At 65.2% G+C, this 16,823-nt stretch carries 16 protein-coding genes and 1 tRNA gene; 14 read left to right on the forward strand and 3 right to left on the reverse strand.

Annotated elements, in window-relative coordinates:
- The first annotated feature begins 93 nt into the window (after window positions 1-93).
- From DIE21_RS12775 to DIE21_RS37505, 9 genes are all read left to right on the forward strand, one after another.
- A complete protein-coding gene (locus DIE21_RS12775) occupies window positions 94-234 on the forward strand; it encodes an AlpA family phage regulatory protein (RefSeq protein ID WP_124498187.1) in 141 nt (46 codons plus the stop codon).
- A complete protein-coding gene (locus DIE21_RS12780; protein WP_124498061.1) occupies window positions 234-518 on the forward strand; it encodes a hypothetical protein in 285 nt (94 codons plus the stop codon). The genes DIE21_RS12775 and DIE21_RS12780 overlap by 1 nt, the downstream gene beginning before the upstream one ends.
- A gap of 360 nt (window positions 519-878) precedes the next feature.
- Window positions 879-1,055 (forward strand): hypothetical protein, encoded by a 177-nt coding sequence (locus DIE21_RS12790; RefSeq protein WP_124498062.1) that lies wholly within the window; start codon window positions 879-881, stop codon window positions 1,053-1,055.
- Window positions 1,048-1,350, forward strand: a complete 303-nt coding sequence (locus DIE21_RS12795) for a hypothetical protein (protein WP_124498188.1) — start codon at window positions 1,048-1,050, stop codon at window positions 1,348-1,350. The genes DIE21_RS12790 and DIE21_RS12795 overlap by 8 nt, the downstream gene beginning before the upstream one ends.
- Entirely contained in the window at window positions 1,343-1,555 is a 213-nt protein-coding gene (locus tag DIE21_RS12800; protein WP_124498063.1) for a hypothetical protein, read from the forward strand. Before DIE21_RS12795 ends, DIE21_RS12800 begins: the two co-directional genes overlap by 8 nt.
- Window positions 1,548-1,895: a hypothetical protein gene (locus tag DIE21_RS12805; protein ID WP_124498064.1), complete on the forward strand. Its 348-nt coding sequence runs from the start codon at window positions 1,548-1,550 to the stop codon at window positions 1,893-1,895. The genes DIE21_RS12800 and DIE21_RS12805 overlap by 8 nt, the downstream gene beginning before the upstream one ends.
- Before the next feature lie 9 nt (window positions 1,896-1,904).
- The gene (locus DIE21_RS12810; RefSeq protein WP_124498065.1) at window positions 1,905-2,231 is read left to right on the forward strand and encodes a hypothetical protein; all 327 of its coding nucleotides are present in this window, start codon (window positions 1,905-1,907) and stop codon (window positions 2,229-2,231) included.
- Between the two features lie 123 nt (window positions 2,232-2,354).
- Entirely contained in the window at window positions 2,355-5,216 is a 2,862-nt protein-coding gene (locus DIE21_RS12815; RefSeq protein WP_185642766.1) for a DUF927 domain-containing protein, read from the forward strand.
- Window positions 5,217-5,982: 766 nt separating this feature from the next.
- Entirely contained in the window at window positions 5,983-6,801 is an 819-nt protein-coding gene (locus tag DIE21_RS37505) for a toll/interleukin-1 receptor domain-containing protein (protein WP_221622372.1), read from the forward strand.
- 128 nt (window positions 6,802-6,929) lie between these two features.
- Here DIE21_RS37505 and DIE21_RS12825 read toward each other — a convergent pair whose 3' ends face one another.
- The 3 genes from DIE21_RS12825 to DIE21_RS12835 form a co-directional block, all read right to left on the reverse strand.
- Window positions 6,930-8,144 (reverse strand): phage integrase central domain-containing protein, encoded by a 1,215-nt coding sequence (locus DIE21_RS12825; protein WP_124498067.1) that lies wholly within the window; start codon window positions 8,142-8,144, stop codon window positions 6,930-6,932.
- A gap of 163 nt (window positions 8,145-8,307) precedes the next feature.
- A tRNA-Arg gene (locus DIE21_RS12830) sits at window positions 8,308-8,382 on the reverse strand.
- Between the two features lie 147 nt (window positions 8,383-8,529).
- Window positions 8,530-8,712: a rubredoxin gene (locus tag DIE21_RS12835; protein ID WP_012364402.1), complete on the reverse strand. Its 183-nt coding sequence runs from the start codon at window positions 8,710-8,712 to the stop codon at window positions 8,530-8,532.
- Between the two features lie 196 nt (window positions 8,713-8,908).
- Between DIE21_RS12835 and DIE21_RS12840 the strand changes: the two genes are divergently transcribed.
- The 5 genes from DIE21_RS12840 to DIE21_RS12865 all read left to right on the forward strand — a co-directional run bounded on the left by DIE21_RS12840 (window position 8,909) and on the right by DIE21_RS12865 (window position 16,811).
- Window positions 8,909-9,313 (forward strand): DUF4399 domain-containing protein, encoded by a 405-nt coding sequence (locus tag DIE21_RS12840; protein WP_124498068.1) that lies wholly within the window; start codon window positions 8,909-8,911, stop codon window positions 9,311-9,313.
- 196 nt (window positions 9,314-9,509) lie between these two features.
- A complete protein-coding gene (locus tag DIE21_RS12850; protein ID WP_185642767.1) occupies window positions 9,510-11,495 on the forward strand; it encodes an ATP-binding cassette domain-containing protein in 1,986 nt (661 codons plus the stop codon).
- Window positions 11,496-11,718: 223 nt separating this feature from the next.
- Complete coding sequence (locus DIE21_RS12855) at window positions 11,719-13,701, forward strand: DNA topoisomerase IV subunit B (RefSeq protein WP_124498070.1); 1,983 nt, start codon at window positions 11,719-11,721, stop codon at window positions 13,699-13,701.
- Window positions 13,702-13,770: 69 nt separating this feature from the next.
- Entirely contained in the window at window positions 13,771-16,104 is a 2,334-nt protein-coding gene (parC, locus tag DIE21_RS12860) for a DNA topoisomerase IV subunit A (protein ID WP_124498071.1), read from the forward strand.
- Window positions 16,105-16,352: 248 nt separating this feature from the next.
- The gene (locus tag DIE21_RS12865; RefSeq protein WP_124498072.1) at window positions 16,353-16,811 is read left to right on the forward strand and encodes a CopD family protein; all 459 of its coding nucleotides are present in this window, start codon (window positions 16,353-16,355) and stop codon (window positions 16,809-16,811) included.
- Window positions 16,812-16,823 lie beyond the last annotated feature (12 nt).

A 16,823-nucleotide genomic window follows, 5' to 3' on the forward strand; every position in this document is an offset into this window, starting at 1 on the left:
CTGCCGCATCGCTGGCAGCCTGTCTCGACCGCCGCCTAAACTCGCTCGTCAAGATGCGTTGGCTGGCCGCTTACGACCGTTCGGCAACGTGAGCTGGAAGGGCGGTTTCCGCGTGCACGTCGTTTGACGCAGCGCTGCACCGTCTGGTCGAACAGAGAGATTCATCGCTGGATGGCCGACCCGTTGACTTACCGCTCTGCCGATGTGGCGGGCGACGTGACGGAGGGCGCGTAATGGCGAATACCGTGGACGTTACGAGCATGCGCGTTGCCGCGCGCGAAACCAAGAAGCAAGCAGATGCGGCCTTTTATGAAAGCGAGTTGGAGCGCCAGCGCGAGCGATTTGCCGAAGCGCACGCGTGCTGCGTGGACGAAGGTCGACGCGAGGCTGCTTGTTGGATCGCGGCGGCGGCCACCGTATTCGAGCGCGACGCCGAACGTATGCCGACGCGTGCCAAGCGCGCGGTCGAACTCCTCAAGCACGCGGTTTTCATGCTCGATCCAAAGGCTCCGGCATGACGTCGTGCCAAAGTCACTTTGCCGTGGTGGCTGGCCCGGTGAGTCGGCCGCGTTACGCCGCTGTGCTGGTCCGTCCCTTCCTCGATTTGCGCATCCTGGCGGTGCGCAGTATCCTGTGCGTGTCGCTGAGACAACAGCGGCCCGGGGTGACAGCCGGAATAGTTCCAAGGCGGACAACCGCCTTCGCGCGGTTTTTTTACGTCCGTACACCTTGTGCCTTCTATGGTCGGGCCTTGGTGGGGGTGCGTTCGCGCACGCCGGTTCCCTTGGACGCCGGTCTGTCAACCCTGCCATGTGCCCGGCCACCCCGATTGACAGCGGGGACCGGGTTCGTCAACCCGTCCAAGGAGGTCGCACCCAATGCGCCAGTCGCCGCACGCCCGTACCGGGCAGCAATCCCACCTCATTCAATCCATCGTTCGCGCAGCACTGCGCGACGCAGCAACCGCCGGCACGTATCAAGACGCGCTCGATGCGACCGGTGCAGCACTGGCCGCGATCGCAGCGCTCGTCCGTGCGGAGGTGCGTCATGGCTGAGCTGCGCTGCAAGATTGGCGATCTGGCGATCGTCACGAAGTGCGACGCTCGCGCTCGCATCGGTATGCTGGTTGAGGTGGCATCGGCTCGTCCGACGCCCGATCACGATTGGCGCGTGCGGATCTTGGGCGGCCCCGTCACGGGACGCAGCGTCTACGACCGGCGATTCGGCGAGTTCACGCATGCAGCCGTCCAGGACTGGAACCTCACGCCGATTCGCGGCGAAGCGGAGCTGGATTGCACGATTGATGTCGGGCAACTCCTCGCGTCGATTCTGGAGGTGCGCCATGTCTAAATTCCGCCTGCCGAACGAAGTCACGATGATCGCAATGTGTGCGGCCCATCAGTTCGCCCAGCTAGAAGCGCTGTTCGATGCTGTCCGCTCGCATCTTCCGGAGGGCACCTACGAGCGCGCGCTCGTCGACATGGGGCAAGGCGTCGCGAGCCGGTACTCGGCCGAAATGCGCCGTACCGCGCAACCGGAGGCGTGCCATGACTGACCAGCGCATCCGAACCGCGGTTATCAATGGCTTCGACAATGCGCCGCCGCTGGATACGGGCGCACCGATCGAGCTGCAATTCGCCGTCGACCTGGGCGCGGTCTGCGCCGACGCATGGCTCGACCTGAAAGGCGACGTGCGGCTGCATGACTATGCGGCGCATCAAGCGGCTGCGTTCGCGCGCGGCATGGAAGCCGCCATGCAGGACGCGGGCGACGTCGACGCGCACCGCGTGACGATCAGCCGCCAAGCATTCGCGGCCGGGCTGATGGGCCGCGTACAACAGCACCTGTTTGCGGCGCTCGGCCTCGTTACGCGCGAACCGCGCACGACGCACTGAGGGGCGGTCATGGCAAAGACGAACAAGAATGCCGTGCAACCGCTCGCGTCGCACTTCGTGGCCGAGGTGAACCGCCCCGATCTCAACCGTATCGGGACGCGGATCAGCGATGCAATGGAGCTGCTCGACAGCCTGCATTGGGCGGCCGATAAGGCCATGTCCGATGACGACTACTGGCTTGTGCTGAGCCTGTTCCGCGCGTCCCTGCCGTCGATCGGCGCGGCACTGGAGGCGGCCAACGACGCCCTTGGCGAGTCGCGGCTCGGCCGCTACGTCTACAGCAACGACGTCACGGCCGGCGGGGCCGTTCTGTCGGTGCCTCGCGCGGCAGGCTGACGGTCCGCCGCTAGGCATCGCATCTTCAATTCTTCGCGCGTCGGGTAGCTGCTTGCCCGATATGGACTACTAATCGGAAGCCGACCGACGCGCGTCCAGTGGGAACCTATGAGTAACGCACCCATGTCCGAATTCGAGCGGGCGAGAGTCGCACTCGGCTATGTTCCGCCCGACGACCGCGACACGTGGAGTCAGGTGGGGATGGCGCTTAAGGCCGAGTTTGGCGAGGAGGGCTTCGCCCTCTGGAACGAATGGAGCCAAGGCGCGCAAAACTACAACGGCAAGGACGCGCGCGATGTGTGGAAGTCGTTCAAGGGCGGCAAGATCACCATCAACACGCTGTTCCACCTTGCCAAACACGGCGGCTTCGATCCGCGTGCGCATCGAGCCAAGCCCGTCGATCCAGCGGAGCGCGAGCGGCAGAAGGCCGAGCGCGCGGCCCGCGAAGCGGCCAAGCTGGCCGAACTGAACGAGAAGCAGCAAGCCGCGTCGACGCTCGCGGAATCGATCTGGTCGGCGGCCGAGCCAGCGCCGGCCGATCACCCGTACCTCGTTCGCAAGCGCATCCCGGTCGACGCGCTGCGCATCTATCGCGGCGGCTTGTGCATCGGCACGGCCGCATGCGACGGCGCCCTCGTCATCCCGGCGCGTGACGCGGACGGCAAGCTGTGGACGCTGGAGTTCGTCCTGACGGACGGCCAGAAACGCTATCTGCCGAACGGCCGCAAGGCGGGCTGCTTTTCGTTGATCGGCGGTCCGCTATCTTCCTCGCCGTCCACGCTGCTGATTGGCGAGGGTTACGCCACGTGCGCGACGCTCGCGGCCGCGACCGGCTATCCGGCCGCCGTCGCGTTTGACGCCGGCAACCTGCACGCGGTCGCGACGGCGCTGCGCGGCCAGTATCCGGACGCCCGCATCGTCGTGTGCGCCGACGACGACCACACGACGAAGGGCAATCCGGGCTTGACGAAGGCTCGCGCGGCGGCCGAGGCCGTCGCCGGCATCGTCGCCGTGCCCGACTTCGGTTCGAACCGCCCGGCGAACGGGACGGACTTCAACGACCTGGCTGCGCACCTCGGCCCGGATTCGGTGGCTGCTGCCGTGCGTGCTGCGCTCGCGCCGGCCGGCTCGTCGGATACCGGCAAGGGCAAGGCCGCACCGCCCGCCGCGAAGCCCGCCAAGCGTCCGAAAACGGCCCGCGCGCAGGACGGCAAGTCGCGGTTCGTCGTCGACGACAAGGGCGTGTGGTTTCACGGCTTCAACAATCAGGGCGATCCGCTCCCGCCGCATTGGGTCAGTACGCGCATTGACGTGATTGCCGAGACCCGGAACGAGATGAACAGCGAGTGGGGCTACCTGCTCGAATTCACTGATCGCGATGGCATCCTGAAACGGTGGGCGGTGCCGGCTGGCCTCTTTGCCGGCGACGGTACGGAGCTGCGTCGCATGCTGCTCGATATGGGCGTGAAGCTCGGCGTGACGCAGATCGCCCGCACGCAGATCGCGAACTATGTGCAGATGGCGCAGCCGGACGAGCGCGTGCGCTGCGTGCCGCGCGTCGGCTGGCATCACGGCGCGTTCGTGCTGCCCGATCGCGTCATCGGCACCGGCAAAGAGGCGTTGATCTATCAGGCCGACACGCCGATCCAGAGCCAGTTCAAGGAGCGCGGCACGCTGGACGACTGGCAACGCGAGGTCGCGGCCTACTGCGTCGGCAATAGCCGCCTGCTGTTCTGCGTCGCTACCGCCTTCGCTGGTCCGCTGCTGCACTTCTCCGGGCTTCAGTCGGGCGGCTTTCACTTGCTCGGCACGACGTCCAAGGGCAAGTCGACGGGCGGCGTCATCGCCGCGTCCGTATTCGGCTCGCCGGACTATGTGCGGAGCTGGAAGGCGACCGACAACGCGCTCGAAGCCGTCGCCACGCAGCATAGCGACGCGCTGCTGATCCTCGATGAAATCGGGCAGGTCGAGCCGCGCTTGGTTGGAGACGTGATCTACATGCTCGCGAACGAGTCGGGCAAGGCCCGCGCCTCGCGTAGCGGCTCGGCCAAACCCGTCCTCACGTGGCGGCTGCTGTTCCTGTCGAATGGGGAAAAGAGCGTGTCCGCGCTGATGGCCGAGGGTAACAAGCCAATGAAAGGCGGTATTGAGGTGCGCTTGCCCGCGATCCCGGCCGAGGTCGGCGAAATGGGCGTCGTGGAGAAGCTGCACGGCTTTCCGACGCCGGCCGCGCTGATCGAGCATCTAGAGCGGCACGCCGGCATGCACTACGGCACGGCCGGCCCCGCGTTCATCGAGTGGGCCTCGTCGCAGGCCGGCGAGCTGGCCGAGCATCTGCGTGTGCGCGTCGACGAGCTGGTCGGGCAATGGGTGCCGGACGGCTCGCATTCGCAGGTCGCTCGCGTCGCGAAGCGGTTCTGCCTCGTTGCGGTGGCCGGCGAGCTGGCCACCGCGCACGGGCTGACTGGCTGGCCGCAGGGCGAAGCGGTCGAGGCCGCGCGTCGCTGCTTCGAAGGCTGGCTCGAACTGCGCGGCGGGACGGGCAATTCGGACGAGGCCGAAGCCGTGCGGCAGGTACAGCATTTCCTCGCCGCACACGGCGACAACCGTTTCGTATGGATGAACCGGGCGCAGGACGACCATCGGCCGAACGTGCCGCATCGAGCGGGCTTCAAGCAGCATGTGAAGCGCGACGAGCGACGCACGCCCATCGCATCCGATCGCGAGTATTACGCCGAGTTCGGTGGCAAGATGAGCGCCGACGATGCCGAAAGCGTCGAGACGGAATACCTGATCGAAGCGGCCGTGTTCCGCAAGGACGTGTGCGCCGGCTTCGATCACAAGATCGTCGCCAAGGCACTGATGAAGCGGGGCGTGCTGATGCCGCGCAGCGACGGCTACCCGTACCGGCAGGAATACATCCCCGGTCACGGCAAGTTCATGGTCTATCGCGTGCTTCCGTCCATCTTCACACTCGAACTGTGAAAGACGCCGCCGCCGTCCGGGAGGGCGGTGGCGGGCATTCGTTTGCGCGGCCATTTTGGCCCGCGCGTCAAAGTTACTTTGAGCGATCCGCTCCAGACGGAACCGGGCCGACGGTTGCCGCGAATCTTTCCGCCACCGTAACAATCCGGGCTGGTTTATCTCCAGTATCTCCAGCGTTCTCCAAATCGTTTGGAGACACGCGAAGCCTTACCCCATAAGGCTTTGCGGCCGATTCAGGCGTTTATCTCCAAATCTCCAACTCGTTTTGCACTGAGTGGACAGGCGTCGACTGTCTGCGTCGACGGCAAAGCCAGACGGGGCGCGGCTCTCCGGGATTCGAAGGGTGTCAACAACGTGTTTTCAAGGGGGTGTCCGCAATGCGCCCCGAACGGGCATTGTTACGGCGGCCGCAAGTGTCGGGGCGGCCGGAAAGCGGGGGACCCTGCGTCTAGGGCAACGACGCGGGGGCTCACACCCGCGTGTTTTTTCTACTCCCAGCGCGCCTAAGGGGGGTCATATTCATACCGAAATGCAGGGGGGGCGGTAGTGCGGAGGCAACTCTGAAAAATCGGTGGGAGGTGCGCGGCAAGGGGGGCATAAGGGGCTGGTAGCGCCAGATCGTCTGACTCATATTGGCGATAAAGTGTCGTTTCACTCGGGCATGGGGCTGACGTTCGGGTATCGGTTTCGTATCAGTCAGCGGCTGCTCGCGTGGCATCATATGAAATGCCGATAACTGCACCAGTGAAGACAGGATCCTGAACGAATGAAATTCATCGCTTGTCACCTTATTGTCGGAGGGGCCGTCAAATGGGAGGACCTCGGTCCTATGGGTGGCGCATATACCGAGGACGGAATAACGATTAGTTTGCCCATTTTTCATAGAGCGACTACCAAGGAAGCAAGCAAAATTATTGCAGAGGTGCTCGCGGAAAATTCGGTCGAGTGGCTTCGTCTCGACAGGGGGGCTTGGTTGTTCCGTTCGGACAAGTTCAAAGACTTCTTCCCCGGTTACGAAACTGAAAGTTGGTTGAGTGGGGATTTCGAGCTCGAAATGGACCACGACATCCGGCGGGAGCGTGTGTTTGATCGAGAAGAGGATCGGACGTACGTTAAGTTCGTGATTACGCCGGAAATTGTGAGGGAAAAAATGGAAAGAAAAATTTTCCTGAGTCACAAGGGTGTCGATAAGCCCGTGATTCGGAGATTCAAGGCAGCATTGGAGGTGGTTGGGTTTGAGCCATGGCTGGACGAGGAGGCCATGGTCGCGGGTGCTGAGCTTGAACGGGCACTGTCGGCAGGTTTCAAGAGTTCCTGCGCTGCGGTTTTCTTCGTAACGCCAAACTATGTGGATAGCGGATATCTTGCTACCGAGGTCAACTATGCAATCCAGGAGAAGCGGCGGAAGGGGGATCGATTCTCTATCGTTACGTTGGTTCTCGCGGACAGTGAGGGAAAGGTCGGTGCGGTGCCGGAGCTCTTGAAGTCGTATGTGTGGAAGTCGCCCGCGACGGAATTGGAAGCGTTTATTGAGATCGTTAAGGCGCTCCCCTTGCAACTGGGGCCGACAGTCTGGAAGAAATGAAGCGACGGCCGCCGTTTAGGGCGTACTTCAATATTACGGCCGAGGGTCGATCACGGCCCTCGATGACGTGACGGCCAAGCGATCTCGGACCTGATCTGACGCTGACTCATACGTGTGGCGGCAAGGCTCTATCTTGCCGCCGCGATCGGGATGATTTCCGCACCGGCTTTGAGTTTGTCGAGGTGATCTCCCCACACTTGCATCATGCGCCTGCGCTCCGGCAGATATTCAGCGTGGACGTACGCCGCCGTCACTTGATTGCGTTCGGCGTGTGCCATCTGGCGCTCTACAACGTCGCGGCCGAAGCCGAACTCGCGCAGAGCCGTAGCTGCCAGCCCGCGAAAGCCGTGTCCCGTCATCCGCGACTTGTAGCCCATGCGATAGAGCGCGTAGAGCATGGTGTTGTTCGAAATGTGGCTCCGGCCTTGCACGCTGTAGAACACGAATCGATGCTGTCCGTTGAGCGCGCGGAGCTGGGCGAGCACGTCGAGTGCCTGCCGCGATAGCGGCACGATGTGCGGATCGCGCATCTTCATGCGTTCAGGAGGCACGCGCCATTCTGCGGCGGCTTCGTCAAACTCTGACCATTCCGCTCGGATCATTTCTGTTGTCCGCACGAAGGTCAGCGCCATCAGGCGGAGCGCGAGCCGGGTGACTAGGTCGCCTTGGTAAGCGTCGATGTCTCGCATGAGCTGCGGAATCTCCGTCGCCTTGACGCGGGCCATGTGCTGCACGCCGGGACCCTTCTTCAAGACCGTCTGCGCATCGATGTCGGCCGCCGGATTCCTGGAGCATCGCCCGGTCATGATCCCGTACTGGAAGACCGCGCGAGAGCGCTGGAGGATCCGCTTCGCCGTCTCGCGCACGCCGCGTGCCTCGACTTCGCGAACGATGCTGAGCATCTGCGGTGAGTCGATCTCCGCGATCGGGCGAGGACCGATCTTCGGGAACACGTCGACCTCAAGCGAATTCAGCACCTTCCCCGCGTAGCCGTCGCTCCAGCCCGGACGCTGGGAGTCGAACCACTCGCGCGCTACCGCTTCGAACGAGTTTGCCGCCGCGATTTCGGCGGCCCGTTTCGCATCCTTCTTCGCCTCGCCCGGATCGACGCCGGCCGCGATCTGCTCGCGGGCCTCGTCGCGTTTTTTCCGTGCCGTCGCGAGCGTGACGGCCGGATAGACGCCGAGGGCGAGCGTCTTCTGCTTGCCAAGGAAGCGGTATGAGAAGCGCCAGTACTTCGCGCCGTTCGGTTGGACGAGCAAGAACATTCCGTTGCCGTCCGTGAGTTTGTACGGAGCCGCGCTGGCCTTCGCGTTCCGTACCTGCACGTCAGTGAGAGGCATTGTTGGTATCTGTGTTGTTGGTATCGGCTGATACCAACAAAAATACCAACACTTTCTCCGGCTGTCACTGAGCAACCTTGGGTAACGATGTGAGCTAGAGGTCCGACAGACGGGCTTGAGCGGGGGATTTCTTGTGAATCTTGGGGATGGTTTGGGGCTTGGCTGGTCCCCCCGACAGGAATCGAACCTGTATCTAGCGCTTAGGAGGCGCTTGTTCTATCCATTGAACTACGGGGAGAGCCATGTCCGCGATTCCGCGTGCAAAAGACGCGATCGGGACGGCGAAGTGGACAGCGCGCAGAGTATAGCAAACGCGCGGCGCATCGGCGGACGGAATGCGCACCGATGCGTGGCGCGCGTGCTCGGTCGTGTCCGGAAACCGGAATCAGAAATCGACGACGACGAAATCTTCCTTGCCCACGTCGCACAGCGGGCAGCGCCAGTCGGCGGGAATGTCGGCGAAACGGGTGCCGGCGGGGATGCCCTCGTCGGGCAGGCCTTCCGCTTCGTTGTAGACCCACCCGCAAATCAGGCAGACCCAGCTCTGGTATTCGATTACTTCGCTCATGTGGCGCTCGGGATGATGAAAGTCGGCAATGTCGCCCGCGGCGTGGCCGGCGGACGAAAGGCGCAATGTTACCGGAATTTCGCCGAACGCCTGCGCAACGTCGTTTTAAATGTACGCATCGCGAACAACGGCCGTCATCGCGCGTGCCGGGCATGCAGTGTATGCTTCGTGGGCCTTTCATCTGAAGGAGAAAACGATGCTCAACAAGAAGTGGATCGCGGGTGCGGTGTGTGTCGCGGCACTGGCCGTGTCGACGCTCGCGCGTGCGGAGGCGCGCGTGTTCTTCGTCGAGCCGAAGGACGGCGCGACGGTATCGAGCCCCGTGCACGTGAAGTTCGGTCTCGAAGGCATGGGCCTCAAGCCAGCCGGCGACATGACGCCGGACACCGGCCACCATCACCTGCTGATCGACGGCAAGCCGGTGCCGAAGAGCGACGTGATCCCCGCCACCGACCATTCGCTGCACTTCGGCAAGGCCCAGACCGAAACCGACGTGAAGCTGCCGCCCGGCCAGCACACGCTGACGCTGCAGCTCGGCGACGGTGCGCACCGTTCGTACGGTCCCGACCTGAACTCGACGATCACGGTCAACGTGAAGTAATCGCTCCTCGCACATGCGGGCGCCCGGCCGGGAAGCTGCGGCCGGATGCCCGTCGCCCCGGCGCTCTGCAACGCCGAAGCACGCCATGCCGGCCCATCCGTCGGGTGCGCGCCGACATGCCGCCACGGCACAAAAAGAACCGCGCATCAGCCTAGTCCATCCGGCCATCCCGGCGCAGGCGTCCGCCACCGGTACAATGGGCGCTTCCGATTTCTCTCTTCGCCGTCTCCCCATGTCGCTTTATTCCATTACCGGCGCGCAACTCGCGTTCGGTCACGTCGCGTTGCTCGATCACGCGGACTTCTCGCTGGAGGCCGGCGAGCGCGTCGGCCTGATCGGCCGCAACGGCGCGGGCAAGTCGTCGCTGCTGAAGATCGTCGCCGCGCTCGCGAAACCCGATGACGGGCTGATCACGCGCCAGCAGGAGCTCGTGACCGTCTACGTGCCGCAGGAGCCCGAATTCGAACCCGGCGCGACCGTGTTCGACGCCGTGGCATCGGGGCTCACGCACACGCGCGAAGTGCTCGAGGAATACGATTCGATCGCGCACCGCCTCGCGGAAACACCGGAAGGCGCCGAGCACGACGCGCTGCTCGCGCGGATGAACGCGCTGCAGTCGTCGCTCGACGCGCACGACGCGTGGAACTGGCGCACGCGCGTGTCGATGACGCTCGCGCAGATCGGCCTGACGGACGGCGACGCGCGCGTCGACGCGCTGTCGGGCGGGATGCAGAAGCGTGTCGCATTGGCGCGTGCGCTGGTTCTGCAGCCCGACGTGCTGCTGCTCGACGAACCGACCAACCACCTCGACTTCGACGGCATCCGCTGGCTGGAAGAACTGCTGGTCGCGCAGCGCGCGGGCCTGCTGTTCATCACCCACGATCGCGCGTTCCTCGACCGCGTCGCGACGCGCATCGTCGAGCTCGATCGCGGCCGGCTGTTGTCGTACCCGGGCAATTTCTCGGCCTACCAGACGCGCAAGGCGCAGCAGCTCGAAGTCGAGCGCGTCGAAAACGAGAAGTTCGACAAGCTGCTCGCGCAGGAAGAGGTCTGGATCCGCAAGGGCGTCGAGGCGCGCCGCACGCGCAGCGTCGGGCGCATCGCGCGGCTCGTGCAGATGCGCAACGAGCGCGCGGAGCGCCGCAATTCGCAGGGCAACGTGAAACTCGACGTCGCGCAGGGCGAGAAGTCGGGCAAGATCGTCGCGGAGCTGACGGACGTGACGAAGCGCTACGGCGATCGCACGGTCGTCGACACCTTCTCGACGACGGTCATGCGCGGCGACAAGATCGGTTTCGTCGGCCCGAACGGCGCCGGCAAGACCACGCTGCTCAAGCTGATCCTGGGCGAGCTGAAGCTCGACGCGGGCACGGTGCGCACCGGCACGAACCTGCAGGTCGCGTATTTCGACCAGATGCGCGCGCAGCTCGACCAGGAAAAGAGCCTGGCCGACACCATCAGCCCCGGTAGCGAATGGGTCGAGATCGGCGGCGTGCGCAAGCACGTGATGAGCTATCTCGGCGACTTCCTGTTCGCGCCGGAACGCGCGCGCTCGCCGGTTAAGTCGCTGTCGGGCGGCGAGCGCAACCGGCTGCTGCTCGCGCGCCTGTTCGCGCGTCCAGCCAACGTGCTGGTGCTCGACGAACCGACCAACGACCTCGACATCCCGACGCTCGAACTGCTCGAAGAGCTGCTGGCCGACTACGACGGCACGGTGCTGCTCGTCAGCCACGATCGCGCGTTCCTCGATAACGTCGTCACGTCGGTGATCGCGGCCGAGGGCGACGGCAAGTGGCGCGAATACGTCGGCGGCTTCACCGACTGGCAGATCCAGAGCGAGCGTTCGCAGCAGCTCGCGCAGCAGGAAGCGGCGAAGCGCGCGGTGAAGGAAGCGGCGCCGGTCAAGGAAGATGCGGCGAAGAGCGCGGCCGGCCGCAACGCGCAGCGCACGGTGAAGCTGTCGTTCAACGAGCAGCGCGAACTCGATGCGCTGCCGGAGAAGATCGCGGCGCTCGAGGACGAACAGAAGACGATCAACGCGCGGCTCGAGGACGGCTCGATCTTTGCGAAGGATCCGCAGGAAGGCACGCGCCTGACCGAGCGGTTCGCGGCGATCGACGACGAGCTCCTTGCCGCGCTCGAGCGGTGGGAGACGCTCGAGGCGAAGCGCAAGCCGGTCTGACGCACCGCGCGTGGTGCGAATGATCTTGCAACGGCGCGTCACGCGGAACCAGTAAAATACCGCGCGTCCCGGGCCGCGCGGCGCATGCCGCGCGCCCGCTTTCGGAGCAGTCCAAGCACACCGTTGTTTCGATTCGCTTTTTTACGGAACTCAACGTTTTGTCCACGACGTTATCCACACGAGGTGTGGACAACGTCCCGATGAATGACGAAATTCAGCGCCTATGTCAACGAAGAAGCCCAGCGCGGCCTATAGCGAAGCATCGATCAAGGTGCTCAAGGGCCTCGAGCCGGTCAAGCAGCGGCCCGGCATGTACACCCGTACCGAAAATCCGCTGCACATCATCCAGGAAGTCATCGACAACGCGTCCGACGAGGCGCTCGGCGGCTACGGCAAGCAGATCACGGTCACGCTGCACGCCGATCAGTCGGTGTCGGTCGAGGACGACGGCCGCGGCATCCCGTTCGGCATGCACCCCGAGGAAGGCGTGCCGGTCGTCGAGATCGTGTTCACGCGCCTGCACGCGGGCGGCAAGTTCGACAAGGCCGCCGGCGGCGCGTACACGTTCTCGGGCGGCCTGCACGGCGTCGGCGTATCGGTGACGAACGCACTCGCGACGCGTCTCGACGTGACGGTCTGGCGCGACGGCAAGATCGCCGAGCTCGGCTTCGCCGACGGTGATGTCGTGAAACCGCTCGCGACGCAGGGCGCGGGCCGCGGCGAGAAGAAGTCCGGCACGCGCGTGCAGGTGTGGCCGAATCCGAAGTATTTCGATTCGCCGAACCTGCCGCTCGGCGAGCTGCAGCGCCTGCTGCGCTCGAAGGCCGTGCTGCTGCCGGGCGTCGAGGTCGTGCTCGTCAACGAGAAGACCGGCGAGCGCCAGGTGTGGAAGTACGAGGACGGCCTGCGCGGCTATCTGCTCGACGAGATGAACGGCAGCGAGCTGCTGATCCCGCTGTTCGAGGGCGAGCGCTTCGCCGATGCGCGTTCGACCGACGAAACCTTCGCCGAGGGCGAGGGCGCGTCGTGGGTTGTCGCATGGAGCGAGGAAGGTTCGCTCGTGCGCGAGTCGTACGTGAACCTGATCCCGACGCCGGCCGGCGGCACGCACGAGTCGGGCCTGCGCGACGGTCTCTACCAGGCGGTGAAGAGCTTCGTCGAACTGCACAACCTGCAGCCGAAGGGCGTGAAGCTCCTCGCGGAAGACGTGTTCGCGCGCGTGTCGTTCGTGCTGTCCGCGAAGGTGCTCGATCCGCAGTTCCAGGGACAGATCAAGGAACGCCTGAACAGCCGCGATGCGGTGAAGCTCGTGTCGTCGTTCTCGCGTCCGGCGCTCGAACTGTGGCTGAACCAGCACGTCGAGCTCGGCAAGAAGCTCGCCGAACTCGTGATCAAGCAGGCGCAGGCGCGCACGCGCGCGGGCCAGAAGGTCGAGAAGCGCAAGAGCTCGGGCGTCGCGGTGCTGCCCGGCAAGCTGACCGATTGCGAGACGGAAGATATCGCGCGCAACGAACTGTTCCTCGTCGAGGGCGATTCGGCGGGCGGTTCCGCGAAGATGGGCCGCGACAAGGAGTACCAGGCGATCCTGCCGCTGCGCGGCAAGGTGCTGAACACGTGGGAAACCGAGCGCGACCGCCTGTTCGCGAACAACGAGGTGCACGACATCTCGGTCGCGATCGGTGTCGATCCGCACAGCCCGGATGAAAGCGTCGACCTGTCGAACCTGCGCTACGGCAAGATCTGCATCCTGTCGGACGCGGACGTCGACGGCTCGCACATCCAGGTGCTGCTGCTCACGCTGTTCTTCAAGCATTTCCCGCAACTGATCGAGCGCGGCCATGTGTGCGTCGCGCGGCCGCCGCTGTTCCGCGTCGACGCGCCGGCGCGCGGCAAGAAGGCCGCGCAGAAGCTCTATGCGCTCGACGACGGCGAGCTGGAAGCGATCCTCGACAAGCTGCGCAAGGACGGCGTGCGCGAGACCCAGTGGAGCATCAGCCGCTTCAAGGGCCTCGGCGAAATGAGCGCGGAGCAGCTGTGGGACACGACGATGAACCCCGACACGCGCCGCCTGATGCCGGTGAAGCTCGGCGAGCTCGACTACGAGGCGACCGTCGCGCGCATGACGATGCTGATGGGCAAGGGCGAGGCAGCCGCGCGGCGCGGCTGGCTCGAGGAAAAGGGCAACGACGTCGAAGCGGACATCTAAGCCGGGAACCCGCGCGGCCGGGCATGACGCCCGGCCCGGCCTCACGCCACTTACGAATACGGAATTCAGATGGACGACAACACTTCCGATCTCTTTGCCAGCCCCGACGCGCCCGAGAGCGACGCGCTGACGCTCGGCAACTACGCGGAGCAGGCGTACCTCAGCTACGCGGTCAGCGTCGTGAAGAGCCGCGCGCTGCCCGACGTGTGCGACGGCCAGAAGCCGGTGCAGCGCCGGATCCTGTTCGCGATGAACGAAATGGGCCTCGGCCCGGACGCGAAGCCGGTGAAGTCGGCGCGCGTGGTCGGCGACGTGCTCGGTAAATACCACCCGCACGGCGACCAGTCGGCGTACGACGCGCTCGTGCGTCTCGCACAGGATTTCTCGTTGCGCTATCCGCTGATCGACGGGCAGGGTAACTTCGGCTCGCGCGACGGCGACGGCGCGGCGGCGATGCGATACACCGAAGCGCGGCTCACGCCGATCTCGAAGCTGCTGCTCGACGAGATCGACCAGGGCACGGTCGACTTCATGCCGAACTACGACGGCTCGTTCGAGGAACCGAAGACGCTGCCGAGCCGCATGCCGTTCGTGCTGCTGAACGGTGCGTCGGGCATCGCGGTCGGTCTCGCCACCGAAATCCCGTCGCACAACCTGCGCGAGGTCGCGGCGGCGGCGGTCGCCTTGATCCGCAATCCGAAGCTCTCGCACGCGGAGCTGGTGAGCCTGATCCCGGGCCCGGACTTCCCCGGCGGCGGCCAGATCATCTCGAGCGACACCGAGATCGCGGCGGCCTATGAGACCGGCCGCGGCAGCCTGAAGGTGCGCGCGCGCTGGAAGATCGAGGATCTCGCGCGCGGCCAGTGGCAACTGGTCGTCACCGAGCTTCCGCCGAACACGTCGGGCCAGAAGGTGCTCGAGGAAATCGAGGAGCTCACCAACCCGAAGCTCAAGCTCGGCAAGAAGACGCTGACGCCCGAACAGCTCAATACCAAGAAGGCGATGCTCGACCTGCTCGACGCGGTGCGCGACGAGTCGGGCAAGGAAGCGGCGGTGCGGCTCGTGTTCGAGCCGAAGTCGCGCACGATCGACCAGACGGAATTCGTGAACACGCTGCTCGCGTACACGAGCCTCGAGTCGAACGCGACGCTGAACCTCGTGATGATCGGCGCCGACGGCCGGCCGGGCCAGAAGGGCCTGCTGACGATCCTCGACGAATGGGTGAAGTTCCGCCAGCTGACGATGACGCGCCGGTGCCGCCATCGCCTCGCGAAGGTCGACGACCGCATCCACATCCTCGAAGGGCGGATGATCGTCTTCCTGAACATCGACGAGGTGATCCGCATCATCCGCGAGGCGGACGAGCCGAAGGCCGCGCTGATGAGCGCGTTCGGCCTCACCGACCGCCAGGCGGAAGACATCCTCGAAATCCGCCTGCGTCAGCTCGCGCGGCTCGAGAAGATCAAGATCGAGAAGGAACTCGACGCGCTGCGCGACGAGAAGGCGAAGCTCGAGGAACTGCTCGCGAACGAAAGCGCGATGAAGCGGCTGATGATCAAGGAGATCGAGGCCGACGCGAAGCAGTACGGCGACGATCGCCGCACGCTGATCCAGCAGGAAAAGCGCGCGACGTTCGAGGCGAAGGTCGTCGACGAGCCGGTGACGGTCGTCGTGTCGCAGAAGGGCTGGGTGCGTGCGCTGAAGGGCCACGGGCTCGACCCGGCCGGCTTCACGTTCAAGGCCGGCGACCACCTGTACGCGGCGTTCCAGTGCCGCACGCCGGATCGCCTGATCGCGTGGGGCAGCAGCGGCCGCGTGTACTCGGTCGACGTGTCGGTGCTGCCGGGCGGGCGCGGCGACGGCGTGCCGGTGACGTCGCTGATCGAGCTCGAATCGGGCTCGCACCTGATGCACTACTACGCGGCGCCGGCCGACCAGCAACTGCTGCTCGCGTCGAGCAACGGCTTCGGCTTCCTCGCGAAGGTCGGCGACATGGTGAGCCGCGTGAAGGCCGGCAAGGCGTTCATGACGATCGATGCGGGCGCAGCTACGGGCGCGGTGCCGCTCGCGCCGATGCCCGTGCTGCCGAACGCGACGCAGGTCGCCTGTCTGTCGAGCGGCGGCCGGCTGCTGGTGTTCGGGATGGACGAGATGAAGACGCTGTCCGGCGGCGGCCGCGGCGTGATCCTGATGGCGCTCGACGACAAGGAAACGCTCGTGCAGGCGCTCGCGATCGATCCGGCCGGCGTCGTGCTGACCGGCACCGGCCGCGGCGGCAAGGTGCAGGACGAGACGCTGTCGTATGCGGGGCTCGCGCCGCACGTCGGCAAGCGCGCACGCAAGGGCCGCGCACCGGAGACGAAGCTCAAGGTCGTCAACGAACTGCGTCCGCTGCTCGGCTGACGTCGCGTCCGGTCGCCGGGGCGACCGCCATCGCAGGCCGCCCCTCCGCTTCGGCGGGAGGGGCGGCCTGTTCTTTTTGGGGCGACGCATTCAGGTAAGCGAGCGTGGCGCCGTCACACGGAACTTGCAAAATATTGTGAAATGCCGCCAGGGGCCTGAACCGAGCGGCGGTCCGCCGGTCGAACGTCGCTCGAGACCGCGCGTGACGCGGCTGTTCGTTGCATTCAACCCATAACAGGATTGCCGCCATGTCCCACGCTGTTGCCGTCGCGCTGTTTCTTCATCTGCTGGCCGTCGCCGTGTGGGTGGGCGGGATGGTCTTCGCGAACTTCTGCCTGCGTCCGGCGCTGTCCGACCTGACGCCGCAGCTCCGGCTGCCGCTGATCGAGGGTGTGTTCGGCCGTTTCTTCAACTGGGTGTCGGGCTCGGTGATCGTGATCCTGCTGTCCGGCGGGTTCCTGCTGATGGAATTCGGCGGCGCGCACGCGACGTGGACGCTGCATGCGATGGCGGGGCTCGGCGTCGTGATGATGCTGATCTTCGGCCATATCCGCTTCGCGCTGTTCCCGCGCATCCGCCGTGCGGTGCAGGCGCAGAACTGGCCCGATGGCGCGCGCGCCGTGAACGCGGTGCGCCTGCTCGTCGTCGTCAACCTCGTGCTCGGCGTCGTGACGATCGGCGCGGCCGTGCTGTCGCGCGGCCTGTGATCACGCATCGCT

Source organism: Burkholderia sp. Bp9140 (assembly GCF_003853425.1).
Taxonomy (GTDB): domain Bacteria; phylum Pseudomonadota; class Gammaproteobacteria; order Burkholderiales; family Burkholderiaceae; genus Burkholderia.